The following is a 15,752-nucleotide window of genomic DNA, read 5'->3' on the forward strand; positions in this document are numbered from 1 at the left end:
TATCTAATCTATACCTTTAGTTAGGCATCAATATTTGCATAAACTGCATTCTTCTCTATAAACTCTCTACGTGGTGGAACCTCATCTCCCATTAACATGGAGAATACACGATCTGCTTCTGTACCGCTATCTATAGTTACTTGACGCAAAGTTCTAAACTCTGGATTCATTGTAGTATCCCACAATTGCTCCGCATTCATTTCCCCAAGACCTTTATAACGCTGAATCCCTGCGCTACCTCCGTATTGCTGAGCCAACTCATCTCGTTCTTTATCACTCCAAGCATATGCTTTCTTAGCTCCTTTTTTAACTAAATATAATGGAGGCGTAGCAATATAAACATATCCTCTTTCCACCAATTCTCTCATATATCTAAAGAAGAATGTTAGAATTAAAGTAGCAATATGCGAACCATCGACATCGGCATCACACATAATCACTACTTTATGGTAACGTAGTTTATCAAGATTTAAAGCTTTACTATCTTCTTCCGTACCAATAGTAACCCCAAGAGCTGTATATATATTTCTAATCTCTTCGTTCTCGAAAACCTTATGTTGCATTGCTTTTTCAACATTTAAAATCTTACCACGAAGAGGCAGAATAGCTTGAAAATTTCTATCACGACCTTGTTTAGCAGTTCCACCCGCCGAATCTCCCTCGACAAGGAATACTTCACATTTCTCAGCATCCTGTTCTGAACAATCTGATAGTTTCCCCGGAAGTCCACCACCACTCATTACAGTTTTACGCTGCACCATCTCACGAGCTTTACGAGCTGCGTGTCTAGCATGTGCTGCAAGAATTACTTTCTGAACTATTATTTTAGCATCGTCTGGATGCTCCTCTAAATAATTCTCTAGCATTTCTGAAACAGCCTGAGATACAGCAGATGTAACATCTCTGTTACCTAGTTTTGTTTTCGTTTGTCCTTCAAATTGAGGCTCTGCAACTTTAACAGAAACAATTGCCGTTAGTCCTTCTCGGAAGTCATCCCCAGAAATCTCAAACTTTAATTTATCTAATAACCCTGAAGCATCCGCATATTTTTTTAGTGTTGTAGTTAAACCACGTCTAAAACCAGATAAATGCGTTCCACCTTCATGAGTATTAATATTATTTACATACGAATGTAAGTTTTCGCTAAAAGAAGTGTTATAAACCATCGCTACTTCAACAGGAATATCATTCTTCTCCCCTTCCATAGAGATCACATCACTAATTAGCGACTCACGAGTACCGTCTAAGAACTTTATAAATTCTTTAAGACCTTCTTCAGAATGAAATTTCTCAAATATAGGCTCTCCATCTTCTCCTTTAACACGCATATCTGTTAACGTGATAGTAATTCCTTTATTCAAAAAAGAAAGTTCACGCATACGACCCGCTAAAGTATCGTAACTATATTCTAATGTCTGCTTAAAGATTGTTGGATCTGGCTTAAAAGTAACCATTGTTCCTCTAAGTTCTGTATCACCTACAGACTTAACTGGATATAATGATTTTCCTCTCTCATATTCTTGTTCCCAAATAACACCTTCTCTATAAACCGTAGCTCTTAAACTCTCAGAAAGCGCATTTACACAAGAAACCCCAACTCCGTGAAGTCCCCCAGAAACTTTATAAGAATCTTTATCGAACTTACCTCCAGCACCAATCTTAGTCATTACAACCTCCAATGCTGAAATTCCTTCTTTTTTGTGAATATCTACAGGAATCCCACGACCGTTATCTTCAACAGTAACAGAATTATCTTCATTTATAACAACACGTATCGTATCACAATGTCCAGCTAAAGCTTCATCAATAGAGTTATCTACAACTTCATATACCAAATGATGCAAACCTCTTACCCCTACATCTCCAATATACATCGATGGACGCATACGAACATGTTCCATTCCTTCTAGCGCCTGGATACTATCCGCCGAATAATTGTTCTTTTTAATTTCTTCGCTCATAAAATTATCCTTTCTAAATTAATTGAAAAACCTAAAAAACAAGCAAAGAAGCTAGTCTCTTAAATCTCTTATATTAATACTTATTTTTGAAACATTTATACATAAAAAAATGCACTAGGTGCATCTTTTTGAATACTCACAAATATACGAAAATTAAGCCTGTTCTAAAAGCTTTTAAGCATAAAGCAGTTAAAATTATCAACAATTGTTGATTACTTAAAAAAGCTCTTAGAAGCTCTTAAAATTAGTTTAGAATGCATTTATTCGGATTTTAACATTTCCTAAAAACTCAAAAAACAACAAAACCTCTTAAACAAGAGGTTTTGTTGTTTTTATAATTTAAACAAACGACTATTTTCTACTTTTGGTAGGCATCTGCGTGAACTTTTGCTACCGCTCTTCCAGAAGGATCGTTCATGTTTTTAAAAGCTTCATCCCACTCTAAAGCAATCTGAGTACTACAAGCTACCGATGCTTCTTGAGGCACACAAAGTGCTGCTGCATCCGATGGGAAGTGTTCAGCAAAAATAGACCTGTAATAAAACTCTTCTTTAGAAGTTGGAGTTTGAATTGGGAAACGGAATTTAGCATTTGCTAATTGCTCATCGCTAACTTCTGCATTTACAACTTCTTTTAAAGTATCTATCCAACTATATCCTACTCCATCAGAAAACTGCTCTTTTTGTCTCCAAGCAACACTCTCTGGTAAATAATCTTCAAAAGCCTTACGAACAACCCATTTCTCCATACGCTCTCCGTTAATCATTTTGTCTTGTGGGTTAATACGCATAGCTACATCCATAAATTCTTTATCTAAGAATGGCACACGTCCTTCGATACCCCACGCAGCTAAAGATTTATTTGCACGTAAACAATCATACATATGTAACTTACTAAGCTTTCTTACCGTTTCTTCATGAAACTCTTGTGCATTTGGAGCTTTATGGAAGTATAAATATCCTCCAAATAACTCATCTGCACCTTCTCCAGACAATACCATTTTTATCCCCATAGACTTAATCACTCTAGCCATTAAGTACATAGGAGTGGAAGCTCTAATGGTTGTAATATCGTATGTTTCTAAGTTGTAAACTACATCTTTGATAGCATCCAATCCTTCTTGAATTGTAAACTTAATCTCATGATGCACTGTTCCTATGTGATCTGCTACTTTTTGAGCAGCAGCCAAATCTGGAGATCCTTCTAATCCTACAGAAAAAGAATGAAGTCTTGGCCACCATGCTTCAGAAGTGTCATCTGATTCTATTCTTTTTTCAGCATATTTCTTAGCTATAGCAGAAGTAACAGAAGAGTCTAATCCTCCAGAAAGAAGTACACCGTATGGCACGTCTGACATTAATTGTCTGTGAACCGCTGCCTCTAATGCATCTTTAACTTCTTGAATGCTTGTTTCATTTTCCTTTACAGCATCATATTCTGTCCAATCTCTAACATACCATTTTTTAAACTCTCCATCAGAACTATGCAAATAATGTCCAGGAGGAAAAAGCTGAATTTTACTACATACACCTTCTAACGCTTTTAATTCTGAGGCTACATAAAAAGTACCATTTTTATCCCATCCAATATAAAGTGGAATAATCCCCATATGATCACGAGCAACAAAATACTCATCTTTTTCAACGTCATAAATAGCAAATCCGAAAATTCCATTCATTTCATCTATAAAGTCGGCTCCCTTTTCTTTGTATAACGCTAAGATTACCTCACAATCTGATTCTGTTTTGAAGTTATATTTCCCTTCAAACTGCTTACGAAGATCTCTATGGTTATATATTTCTCCGTTTGCAGCTAAAATAAGCTTACCATCATCGCTAATTAAAGGCTGAGTTCCAGAGGCTGGATCTACAATTGCTAAACGCTCATGCGTTAAAATAGCCTTTTCATCACTATAAATCCCACTCCAATCTGGACCTCTATGACGTACTCTTTTAGACATTTCTAATAACTGAGGCCTTAAGTCTTCCGCCTTTTCTTTTAAATCGAATGCACAAACAATTCCACACATAACTATATATTGATTTTTTTATTTCTGATTATTTATAAGACAAATATGCAATACTAGTTTCATATTACAAACGAATAAAGCATTATGACTTACATATATTAACTAAAAATCGTGATTACGATCGAATTTAAAATTTTATTCAAAAAAAATGAAGCTTTTTCATTAAAATTTGTAAGTTCTCGTAATTTTACTATACTATACTTATGTAAGATTACAAATAACTTATTAGCTTTAATCATTAAAAATTAAACATGAAAAAAACTATTTTCGCTATGTTATTCATAGCTGCATTATCATTCACAACACAAGTTGAAGCACAGAAATTTAGCGGACTAGACAAAAGTCCTGCTGATATTGCCTATTTTAAAGCTGATAAAAAGGCCCCTCCAATTATTAAGGTTGTTTACGGAAGACCTCAATTAAAAGGAAGAGTTGTTGGGATAGATTTAGCTCCATACGGAGATGTTTGGAGAACTGGAGCTAATGAAGCTACAGAAATTAAATTTTTCCAAGACGTTGCTTTAGGTGACACGCAAATTGCTGCTGGAACTTATAGTTTATTTACAATTCCAGGAAAAACAGAATGGACAATCATTATTAGCAAAGACACTGATGTATGGGGTGCTTATTCTTATAATGAAGCAAACGATGTTGCTCGTCTAAACGTTCCTGCTGGAAAAGGTGACGAGTCTTTAGAATCTTTTTCTATCACTTTTAGCAATACAGATACTGGCGCTAATTTAATTATGGGATGGGATAAGGCACGTGTAGAAGTTCCTTTTACTATAAAATAACAATAACTCCTTGAGTTATCTAAAAACACCCCTGAGGTCATTACTTCAGGGGTGTTTTTTTATTTGAGAATAAGAAAATAACATACACTAGCTTCCTAAACTCATTTACATTTACAGTTTTTCTTAATTTTTTTAATGTTCTTCTTCATCGATTTTGTCAATATTTTATAGGAAGTAGGAGCGAAAACAAAGTCTGGATCATCATCATCTTCATCTTTTGAAATAGAAACAGACCCTCTTGTATTTATATAATGAATCTGTGTTTGAGTTTTTAAATCATAAAAAGCAATAGACACCTCAGCAATATTATCATCATCAGCTAAAGGAATATCGTTCTCATAGCCCATTCCTGTAAATTCACTTTTTATTACTTTTCCTTCAACAGTAATTAGGTAAGAAGCATCTGTTCCTTCATGTAATAATTTTAACTCCTTTTCGCTAGGTTCAAATGGAATCTTTGATGTTATAAGGTTTTTTTGTCGCTCTTGATGAATATCTACTATAGCATCCTTAGCACAATCTTTAAGAAAACCCATTAACATCTCTTCCAACGCATCATTATCACAATTTTCACATGTAGCGTCATTTAACACCCATCTTCCTTGAGAAAAATCGAGAGCTCCTTTGGAACCTGAACTCGTATTATAGGAAGCATGATAACAAGAGGCAAAAGAGATAACAACAATAAAAACAATAAATTTTCTAAACATAAGTACTTCTAATAGGAGTCTTAAATATAGAAAATTATTTCACTTGTTTCCCCCCTACAAAGGTTCTATTTACTTTTAGATTTGGAATATCACTTTCAGGAACTTCCATTATATCTTTATTTAAAACTATAAAATCTGCAAACTTCCCTACTTCTATACTTCCCTTTTCATCCTCTTCAAAGTTGGAATATGCAGCCCAAATCGTCATTCCTTTTAAAGCCTCTTCACGACTTAAAGCATCTTTAATCTGAAAACCTCCCTTTGGATATCCCTTTGTATCTTTTCTAGCCACCGCAGCATAAAAAGTTAAAAATGTACTTACTCTTTCTACTGGAAAATCTGTTCCCAATGCTATCGTTCCAGCTTTATCTAATAATTTTTTATAAGCATACGCTCCCTTAATCCTTTCCGAACCTACTCTATCTTCTGCCCAATACATATCGCTAGTAGCGTGTGTTGGCTGTACAGAAGGAATTATATTATTAGAGAAATAATCGAAATCCTTTTCATCTACAATTTGAGCATGCTCTACTTTCCAACGTTTATCTTTTTTATCAGCCAATACTTTCTCATACGCTCTAAGCACCACAACATTTGCAGAATCTCCAATTGCATGTGTATTCAATTGAAAGTCTGTTTTAGACAATCTTTCAGCAAGACTATATATTTGATCAACTGGAGTTACCATTGCTCCAAAATGATTATGTTTATCAGAATAAGGGGATTTCATAGCGGCTCCACGAGATCCTAAAGCGCCATCAGCATATGCTTTTACAGAGCGCACATCCAACTTATCTGTTTTTAAAATTCCTCGATCTAAAAAGTAATCTACATTTTCTTTTGTATTACTTATCATTGCATACACTCTCATATCTATAGCACCAGACTTCTGTAAACTATCGATAAGTAAAATTGTTTCTTTATCAAGTCCGGCATCATTAACGGTTGTTAATCCATAATCAAAACAAATTTCTTGAGCATCTTGTAAAGCTTTGGCTGCTACACTTGTTGTGATTTCTGGAAGTATCTTATCCACAAGACTCATTGGATTATCTATTAAAACCCCTGTAACTTCTCCATCTTCAATTACTATCTCACCACCATCAACCACAGTTTCTGCCGTAATACCCGCTAAATCCAACGCTTTCTGATTCACTAAATAAGCATGACCATCTATTCGAGATAAAACTACAGGCGTTTCAGGAAAAATAAGATCTAATTCTTCTTTGGTTGGAAACTCTTTTACTTCCCAATCGTTTTGATCCCATCCTCTTCCTATAATAAAATCTAAATGACGTTCATTTTGAAACTGCTGGATACGCTCTAAAACCTCATCATAACTTTCTGTCCCAACTAAATCTACATTTTGTTCTTGCAACCCTAAACCATAAAAATGACAATGTGCGTCTATAAACCCTGGATAAACTGGTTCTCCTTCAAAGTCCATAATAAGATCAGAAGTATATTTTTTTGAAATCTCTTCTGAAGTTCCAACAGCAACAAATTTCCCGTTATTAATAGCAAATGCTTCAGCTTTCGACATCGCACTATCAACAGTATAAACATTAGCATTTAAAACTACTAAATCTACAGTTTCGCTCTTAGCACAAGAAATCAATATTAAAAATGCGCTTAATAAAAATAGGTTTTTCATAAATGAGATTATTAATGGTTTATTTGAAACAAAGATAAAATGTATTTTATAATATGGGTGTTTCTAACATAAGAATAGCGCCAAGAGCTTATTAAAATGTGAGATTAGAAGATTAATACACATAAAACTAATAATGTACCTTTGTAAAACAGAAGTAAATGAATGATACAAAGAATTACACAATTTTTAAAAAGCTATAATTTCACCAAAGGATTACTAATATCCACTGCGGCTTTTAGTGCTATTGCTTTTTGCTACTTTTATTTGAATATGACAATTGGAGCTGGTGCTGCTTTTGGTGTACTTCTTGCATCTTCGAGTGATATTCCCGGGAATAAAAAACACCATATCTACGGAATATTAATTTCATTATCCTTAGCTGTAATTAGCTATATAACGATACATTTAACGATACCATACCCATATCTACTTATCCCTACACTTGCTATTTTAGTTTTTGTAAATTCCTATATTTCCGTATATGGTTTTAGAGCTTCTTTAATTGCTTTTTCTGGACTCCTTGCTGTTGCATTAAGTTTTGCGCATCCGCTTACTGGTATTGATATTTTTTATAACGCCTTTTATATTATCGGTGGTGGACTCTGGTATTTATTAATTTCCTTGATTTTTGAAAACACTAGAACCAAGCAGTATAGTGAAGAACTTATTATTGAATGCATGCAGCTTACTGCGGAATATCTTAGTACTCGTGTAGCGCTACTTTCTGCCATAGACAGAGAGAATGCATTAAATAAACAATTGAGTTTACAAAATGAACTCAATGAGAAACATGAAACCTTAAGAGCACTACTTTTAAGTCAGCGGCAACGATCTGGCTCCAGAAAATCTAGGAGACAACAACTCTTAGTTTTTATAGAGCTTATCGATATTTTAGAGTTTGCAGTAGCAAACCCCCTTAATTACAAAAAATTTGACAATAGCAGTGATGCCTTTAAAAAAGTAGCCATACAGATAGCATCTACAATGGAACTGGTTGCAAATAGGCTTCAACAGATCTCAGAATACATATCATTAGGGAAAGAGATTCCTGATAATACTGAAATTGAAGATTTATTAGCTACTTCCCATCAATCTATAGAAAATTTAAAACTGAATATCGATCTTAAAAAAAATAGAGAGGAAATATTAATCCTGAGAAACCTATACGATTATACCGAGCGTCAGTCTCAAAAAATAAATACAATTAAAAAAGTTGTAAAGGATAATGTTACCAATGAAATTTCAATTTTAAAAAGAAACGAACGCCTTAAGTTTATTACGAGTCAAGATTATAGTTATAAGATATTGCTTGAAAATTTCACTTTAAAATCTCCCATTTTTAAACACTCACTTCGTTTGGTAGTTACTGTTCTAGCGGGATATGCTATTGGAAGCATTTTTTCTCTACAACATGCCTATTGGATTTTACTTACCATAATTGTTATTATGAGACCTGGATATGTTCTTACAAAAGACCGATCTAGGCAACGTATTGTAGGTACATTAATTGGAGGAGCCATCGCAGGTGGAATTGTATTGCTTACCGACAATCAGACTGTGTACATTGCTATCACTTTTATAACAATGACATTATCTTTCACCTTTATTCAGCAAAATTATAAAGCCTCGGCTACTTTTATTACACTTACTATCATCTTTGTATATGCAATGCTGTCTCCAGACGCTATTACAATTATTAAATTCAGGATGATAGATACCTTAATTGGAGCTGGGCTTGCTAGTATTACAAACTTAGTTTTATGGCCTGCTTGGGAAAGTCAGAATATAACCAATCTAATCCAGCAGGCTGTACTCACAAATAAAAAATATTTAGAGGAGGTTAAGAATCTATATCATGATAAAGCTACCGTTAAAACGCCTTATAAAATCTCTAGAAAACATGCTTTTATAGCCATTGGAAATCTACATGCTGGTTTTCAAAGAATGACACAGGAGCCAAAATGGAAACAACAAAACTTAAATAAACTATACGAAATTGTTGTAACTCAAAACACCTTACTATCTGCTACAGCATCTTTAGGAACTTATATACAGATTCATCACACTACTGATGCTACTATGTATTTTGACACTTATATGAAGGCAATTGATAATGAGCTGAATTATTGCGGCGGAATGCTTCAAAATAAACCTATTCAAAAAGAAGATGATCTGAATCTAGAAGAAGCTAAAAATTATCTAAATCAAGTATTTCGAGATTTATCTCAACAAAGAAATAGTGAAATTGATGCTGGACTACTAGAAATCAATACCGAGCTCAGAGAACGACTAAAAGAAGTTAGAATCATCTCAGAACAATTAGAGTGGCTACATAATTTATCGAAAAACTTACATACAGCCATTAAAGAGTATTCTAAACAATAAAAACACCCATAAAAAAAGAGTTAAGATAAATCACCTTAACTCTTTTATATTTTATTCGTAGTTCATATAAGACAGTAACAATTAATTCTACTTCCTAATTAACTTATTACTTTCTTACTTTCTTACTTTCCTACTTTCCTGCTTTTCAACTTTTAACTTTTAACTTTTAACTTTTTTACTTTCAAACTTCTTAACTGTATCCTACAAATCAAATTTATAGGCTGCACCTGCTAAGATTTGAAATCCTTGTACCGGATAATTAACCAATCTATTATATTGAGAACCCGTTATATTATTCGCTTTTATAAATGCCGACCATTGAGCTGTAATATCATACCCAATATTAGCATTCAAATCGAAATAACCATCTAAATTCTCTATAGACAACTCCTGACTGCTAGGTAAAGTTATATTCCCAACCAAGTCTTTACGTTCACCTACATAGAAAGCATTCAATCCAGCAGACCATTTCCCTTTTGAATAATTTCCGAACAACGAACCTTTAATAGCTGGTAAATTCCATGCCTCAGCTTCATCATCTGAACTATAATCTGCAAACTCTCCGTTTATTCCCATTGTTAGGTTACGGTTTATATCTACATTAATCTCTCCAAATACAGAAATAGTGGTAACGTCATCATAGATTACTTCAAATGAATTTCCATAAGCATATCCTTCATTATTAACGATTCCTGAATCATCTAAGCCATGAGAGCTATTAGAGCGATACAAACCTTTATCATTTTCTTTTATGTACGATCCTCTTAAATTGTAACCTACATTTGGCAGAAAACGTCCTTTAACCCCTGCGAAACCATTATACTTCTGATCCGTTGGCGTTATATCTATTGTTGGAGAGATATAAGGATTCTCTTGTGCATAATCGTAATACGAGTTTTGTTGCAAGTCTCCTTTCACTCCTCCATATGCGGTTACATACTCTTCAACTATATTATAAGCTACATCTACTTCTGGATAGAAAAAGAAATCGCCATCGCTATTTTCGATATCTTGATTATAAACAACAGAAGCCCCTAAATTCAAGGTAAGTTTATCAGATAAAATCTGAATACTTGGAGTTACTCCTGCAAAAACATTGCTGTAATTTATATCATTTGTGTTAGCATATTCTCTATCAAAACTACCTCCTACATAATCTACTTCAACATCTAAATTCATCAACTCTTCTCCTACTGGAAATTGAAATTTTGGTTGTAAAACCGCTCTATTCTCTCCAGAACTAAATCCATCCCAAAAACGACGGTAATACACTTCTCCACCAGTAAAATAAGAATCTTCAAATTGCATATTCGCTCCTACAAAAGCCGTGTAATAGCTTTGCTTTTCATCAATATCGCTAATAACACTCTCCTGAATTTCTGCTGGCACACCATACCAATTGTAAATTTGATGCTTAAAACCTCCATTTACTCCCCAGCTCATATAACGGTTTCTTTTTCTATAATATGCCTCCAAAGAAGTGTCGTAAAACTTATCATCTAAAGCCACATCATCTATTCCTCCTTGTGAAGAATGATGATTTAACATTAAGTCTAAGCTCTCATCTCTATTAAAATCACGACTCGTGTAAAAGTCTAGTTTTGCAGTATTGTAATTCCCTAACCCTAAAGACAAATAGGAATTATATAAACGCTCTCTTGCCGCTTTCTGGAGTCCTGTTGCCTTTCCTTTTGAAGGTGTAAAAGTAGAGGCTACCGGTACAGAAAAAATAGTATAATTAATATCTTTTGTAGCTGTTGTAATAGAATCGTTTAAGGGTGGTTTCTCCTGAATTTTATTAGCATCAGAAATAGTTGGCGTATATGGTTTTACCACATTTACCACTTCAGTTCCTATATCTTCCTCTTCCTTATTATTTTCTTTTTCCTGAGCCATTACAAAATAGCTGCTAGATAATATTAGTAGTGCACTTAGTATTAAATTCTTGCGCATTTTATATCGTGGTATATCGTTATCTCTTATTAATTGATTCGTTTGCATAAAACAAGCTTAATTTTGATTTGGATTAACAGAAGAATTTCTCTGAGCCTCTTTAGTTTTTATAATAGAGAGTTCCGTATTGGCCTCATTTACAATTTCTGGATACTGCGAGAAATTATCAATTACACTCTGTAAAATATAGGTTGCTTGAAAAGCATCATCCATGGCAAAGAAATTCTTAGCCATAATAATTAATCCTTTTGCTCCCGTTTCTTTATATACTGAAAAGTCTTTTGCTAATCGTTGCGCTGCAACATTAGAAGCTTTATAATCTCCCTCTTTATTTTTAAAATAAGCATCATAATATAAAGCCTCTGCCCCCAGCTCTCCTGTAGCTATCTTTTGAACTTCTGCATAAGCCTTTTTAGCTTTTACTTCATCATCTGTAGCAATTGCAGAACGAGCAATCATGGTATAAGCATCACTTTTTATTCGATCGTCTACCTTAGGAGTATTAAGTACCTTTTCCGCATAAGAAATAGTTTGCGGGTAGTTTTTCAATGCATAACTAGCTTTCATGATATTAGACTGTGCAAAGATGATATTTTGCTGAAAATCTGCTCCCTGCTCTAATTTCTTTAAAACTGTAATTGCTTTGTTATAATTCTTATTATCTAAATATATCTCTCCTACTCTTACATAAGATTCTTCAGAAAACTCATTTCTTTTCTCATTAACCACATACTCATAATGTGGTAACGCTTTTGCTTTATCTCCTTCTTTATAATTTAGCTGAGCTAAGTAAAAATGTGATTTCAAAGCGTTCGTTCCTTTCGGAAATTCATTTAGATAAGCTTCAAAACCTTTCTCTGCAGCAGCATTTTTATCTTGTAAATATTGTCGCTCAGCAGCTTCAAAAGAAGCACTCTCCAACTCACTTTCTGTAACATTTACAAAATCTAATCCTTTTACCCATGAAGCATATTCACCTACACGACCTTCATCTACATAAACTTGTTTTGCTGTAGAAACGGCTTGTAAAGATTCTGGCGTTCTCGGGTATTTACTAACAACTGCTTTAAACTGACTTAAAGCTTTCTCGTTTTCCCCTTTGTTATAATAAACAAGTCCCTCTTTTAAGATTGCTTTCGGCACAAAAGAACTCATACTATACTCGGAAGCTAGCTTCCCGTAGGCATCGATTCCCTTTTGTGTTTGGTTATCATTTATGTATGTATTTCCAAGCTCGTAATAAGCATCATCTCTTAATGGAGATTTCGGAAAATCGTTTACAAAAGATTCTAATTCATTTATCTTCTTCTCATTTCTATCTACAAAACCATAGCTAATCGCTTTTTGGAAGTGTGCATAATCTGCTTGCTCTCCTCCCAATTCAATCGCTTTATTATAAGCTTCCATCGCTGGCCAATATTGACTAGCTGCAAACTGACTATCTCCCATTCGCAAATAACTATCCTTTATTCGCTCTACATCATCTTTATTACCGGCAGCTATAAAAGATTTAAAATGACTAGCAGCCTCACTGTAATCTTTTTGCTTGAAATAAGCATATGCTAAATTATAATCTAAGTTTTTAAATTCTGGAGTCTGCGCAGCCATTGCATTCTGATCAAACTGCTTAAAGCTAATAATAGCCTCGTCATACTCTTCATTTAAATAAGACACTTCTCCATTCCAAAAAGTTGCTCTCGCTGTAAAAACTGGATCTTGTTGTTCTTTTGCTGATTTAGCAAAATACCCTTGCGCCTCATCATAATTCCCTTCATTATAAAGTTCTAATCCTCTATAAAAAGCTACTTTCTGATAGGTCGTTTTTGTACTGTAATTCTTATTACTTTCTAATAGTTTTAAAGCAGCATCATAATTCTTAGATGTAATATATGAATCTACTAAAAGCTCTTGAATCTCTTGTGTATTTTCACTCTTTGGATATTCATTTAAATAATTACTAAGAACTAAAGGAGCACTCTGATAAGGATTCCCAATCTCATAACTCAAACGGGCATAATTTAAAAAGGCATCTTTTTTTATCTGAGCATCATAATCCATTTGTGAAGCATTTCTAAAGGCATTCAACGCCTCTTGCTTTTTATCAGTCTCTAAATAACATTCTCCCAAATGGTAATATGCATTTTGAGCTACCGAATTATTCCCCTCTACAATCTTATTAAATTGTCCGATTGCCGACTCATAATCTCCTTGCTTGTAATATGCATATCCTAGTAAATAGAAATCGGTATTACTCCACTTTCCACTCTTTCCTTTATATTCTTTTAAATATGGAATGGCAGCCTCGTATTCTTTTTTATTGAAATAACTCTCCCCTATAATTTTATTTAATTCTGAAAGTTCATTTCTATCTGCTGAATTTAATTGCTCTTTACCTAAAGTGATTGCTTTATCAAAGTTTCCGAGCTTAAAATTCATATCAGCTTGGTAGTAAGATAAATTTTTATTCAACTCTTGATTACCAGAAACTTGATCAAAATATTCATTCGCCTGATTGTAATCATCTCCTTGGTAAGCCATATACCCCATATAATATTTCGCCTGAGAACCATATTTTGGAGAAGCAGAAACACGCTCTAAATACTCTCTAGCTGGCGCATACTTTTTAGCCACAAACAAAGAATACCCCTTTTTAAAGTTAAATTCTTCACGTTCAGAAGCACTCATCGATTGATCTTCAGCAAGATCATACCAATGTAAAGCATTTGGATATTTAGCCTGATTAAAATAATAATCTGCAACATCTAAATAAGCAGAATTTCTTTTTGTTGAAGTAGGATAATTAGTCACAAAGTCTTCCATTAGCTTATCTGCCCCCAACTGATTGGTGCGGATCCCAGCGTTGGCTATATAATATGCAGCATTAGCTTCCGTTTCTGCATCTGTAGTAGCTCTCTTTACATTTTCGAAAATTACTTGGGAAGCCTGGTACTGCTTTTTGTTATATAAATCTAAAGCCTCATGAAAATCTTTTTGATCGTACGTGTAAATTTTTGATTGTTGTGCAAAAGAAAAAGTACTTCCAAGTACTAATAGCACAGTAAATCCTTTGTTGGTCAGATTCATAAAAATTAGTTTAATCCCTATATTTGGGTTTAATTATTTCGATGTTAAAACATCAATATAAGTTGATTCTATTTAATTTCAATATTTCGTAGCATATACTACAAAATCGTCGGTTTATTTATTCAAAAATACGTGAATGAACGTATTAATAACGTGGTTTTTTTGTTATAATTATCCTAAAGGAATAAATTCTGATATAGAATTACATATTATATTTACCTTTACAATAAGTTTTACCAAAAGTTATCTGATAATCTTAATATTACATTTGATATTTTTACTGAGATTGTTCTGATAGCATTATAAAAACTAAATTTAACTGTAGAAAACAAACAACCTTTACTAGAGACTATGAGTGAAATAATATTAGAATTAAGAGATGTTGCTATTTATCAAAAAGAGAATTTGGTTTTAAGTGAGATTAATCTTAATATTTCACAAGGAGAATTTGTGTATCTTATTGGTAAAACTGGAAGCGGAAAAAGTAGCTTCATGAAAACACTTTATGGAGACCTTCCTCTTACACAAGGCTCTGGTAGTATTGTTGACTACGATCTACGCTCGCTTAAGGAAAAAGAAATTCCATTTTTAAGAAGAAAATTAGGTATTGTTTTTCAAGACTTTAAACTCCTTCCAGACAGAACTATAAACGATAATTTATTATTTGTTCTGAAAGCTACTGGATGGACAGATAAAAATCTTATCACTGCAAAAATAGACGAAGTACTTACTAAAGTAGGAATGGCAACCAAAGGGTTTAAGTTCCCGCATCAATTATCTGGTGGTGAGCAACAGCGTGTCGCTATTGCAAGAGCTTTATTAAATGACCCTGAACTTATCCTTGCAGATGAGCCTACAGGAAACCTCGATCCACAAACAAGCGTAGAGGTTATGAAGGTATTGCAAGACATCAATAAAAATGGACGTACCATCTTAATGGCAACTCATGACTATGCCTTGCTATTAAAATTTCCTTCTAAAACCTTAAAGTGCGACGGAAGTAAAGTATTTGAAGTGGTTCAGAAAAACGTGTAACCATATTATATAATCTGTAAATAATCTTTACACGAAACCTTAAATTCTACTTGAAGATTTAAAGGAGTACACTTCTAAGGAAGCAACATATTTTAATGCAACACCAACTAATAATAAAGTGGGTCTACAGTTATTGAATGGATACTT

Annotated in this window: 9 protein-coding genes; 3 read left to right on the forward strand and 6 right to left on the reverse strand. The window is 33.7% G+C overall.

The window, feature by feature from the left end; all coding sequences use genetic code 11:
• Window positions 1–20: 20 nt before the first annotated feature.
• Complete coding sequence (gyrB, locus tag JM658_RS14010) at window positions 21–1,961, reverse strand: DNA topoisomerase (ATP-hydrolyzing) subunit B (RefSeq protein ID WP_236959909.1); 1,941 nt, start codon at window positions 1,959–1,961, stop codon at window positions 21–23.
• Between the two features lie 358 nt (window positions 1,962–2,319).
• Window positions 2,320–3,990 (reverse strand): asparagine synthase B, encoded by a 1,671-nt coding sequence (gene asnB, locus JM658_RS14015; RefSeq protein ID WP_236959910.1) that lies wholly within the window; start codon window positions 3,988–3,990, stop codon window positions 2,320–2,322.
• A gap of 251 nt (window positions 3,991–4,241) precedes the next feature.
• Between asnB and JM658_RS14020 the strand changes: the two genes are divergently transcribed.
• Complete coding sequence (locus tag JM658_RS14020; protein ID WP_236959911.1) at window positions 4,242–4,784, forward strand: DUF2911 domain-containing protein; 543 nt, start codon at window positions 4,242–4,244, stop codon at window positions 4,782–4,784.
• Window positions 4,785–4,885: 101 nt separating this feature from the next.
• On the opposite strand, the gene JM658_RS14025 is transcribed toward JM658_RS14020, so the two are convergent.
• Window positions 4,886–5,494 (reverse strand): hypothetical protein, encoded by a 609-nt coding sequence (locus JM658_RS14025; protein WP_236959912.1) that lies wholly within the window; start codon window positions 5,492–5,494, stop codon window positions 4,886–4,888.
• 34 nt (window positions 5,495–5,528) lie between these two features.
• Window positions 5,529–7,148, reverse strand: coding sequence for an amidohydrolase (locus JM658_RS14030; protein ID WP_236959913.1), 1,620 nt, complete (start codon window positions 7,146–7,148; stop codon window positions 5,529–5,531).
• A gap of 162 nt (window positions 7,149–7,310) precedes the next feature.
• Here JM658_RS14030 and JM658_RS14035 point away from each other — a divergent pair, with 162 nt between their 5' ends.
• Window positions 7,311–9,533: an FUSC family protein gene (locus JM658_RS14035; RefSeq protein ID WP_236959914.1), complete on the forward strand. Its 2,223-nt coding sequence runs from the start codon at window positions 7,311–7,313 to the stop codon at window positions 9,531–9,533.
• Between the two features lie 201 nt (window positions 9,534–9,734).
• Here JM658_RS14035 and JM658_RS14040 read toward each other — a convergent pair whose 3' ends face one another.
• Window positions 9,735–11,486, reverse strand: a complete 1,752-nt coding sequence (locus JM658_RS14040) for a TonB-dependent receptor (protein WP_236959915.1) — start codon at window positions 11,484–11,486, stop codon at window positions 9,735–9,737.
• Window positions 11,487–11,543: 57 nt separating this feature from the next.
• Window positions 11,544–14,570 carry a tetratricopeptide repeat protein gene (locus tag JM658_RS14045; RefSeq protein WP_236959916.1) on the reverse strand — a complete coding sequence of 1,009 codons (3,027 nt, stop codon included), beginning with the start codon at window positions 14,568–14,570 and terminating at the stop codon, window positions 11,544–11,546.
• Window positions 14,571–14,921: 351 nt separating this feature from the next.
• Between JM658_RS14045 and JM658_RS14050 the strand changes: the two genes are divergently transcribed.
• Window positions 14,922–15,605 (forward strand): cell division ATP-binding protein FtsE, encoded by a 684-nt coding sequence (locus JM658_RS14050; RefSeq protein ID WP_236959917.1) that lies wholly within the window; start codon window positions 14,922–14,924, stop codon window positions 15,603–15,605.
• The last annotated feature ends 147 nt before the right edge of the window (window positions 15,606–15,752 follow it).

This window comes from Joostella atrarenae, from assembly GCF_021764745.1.
GTDB lineage: Bacteria > Bacteroidota > Bacteroidia > Flavobacteriales > Flavobacteriaceae > Galbibacter > Galbibacter atrarenae.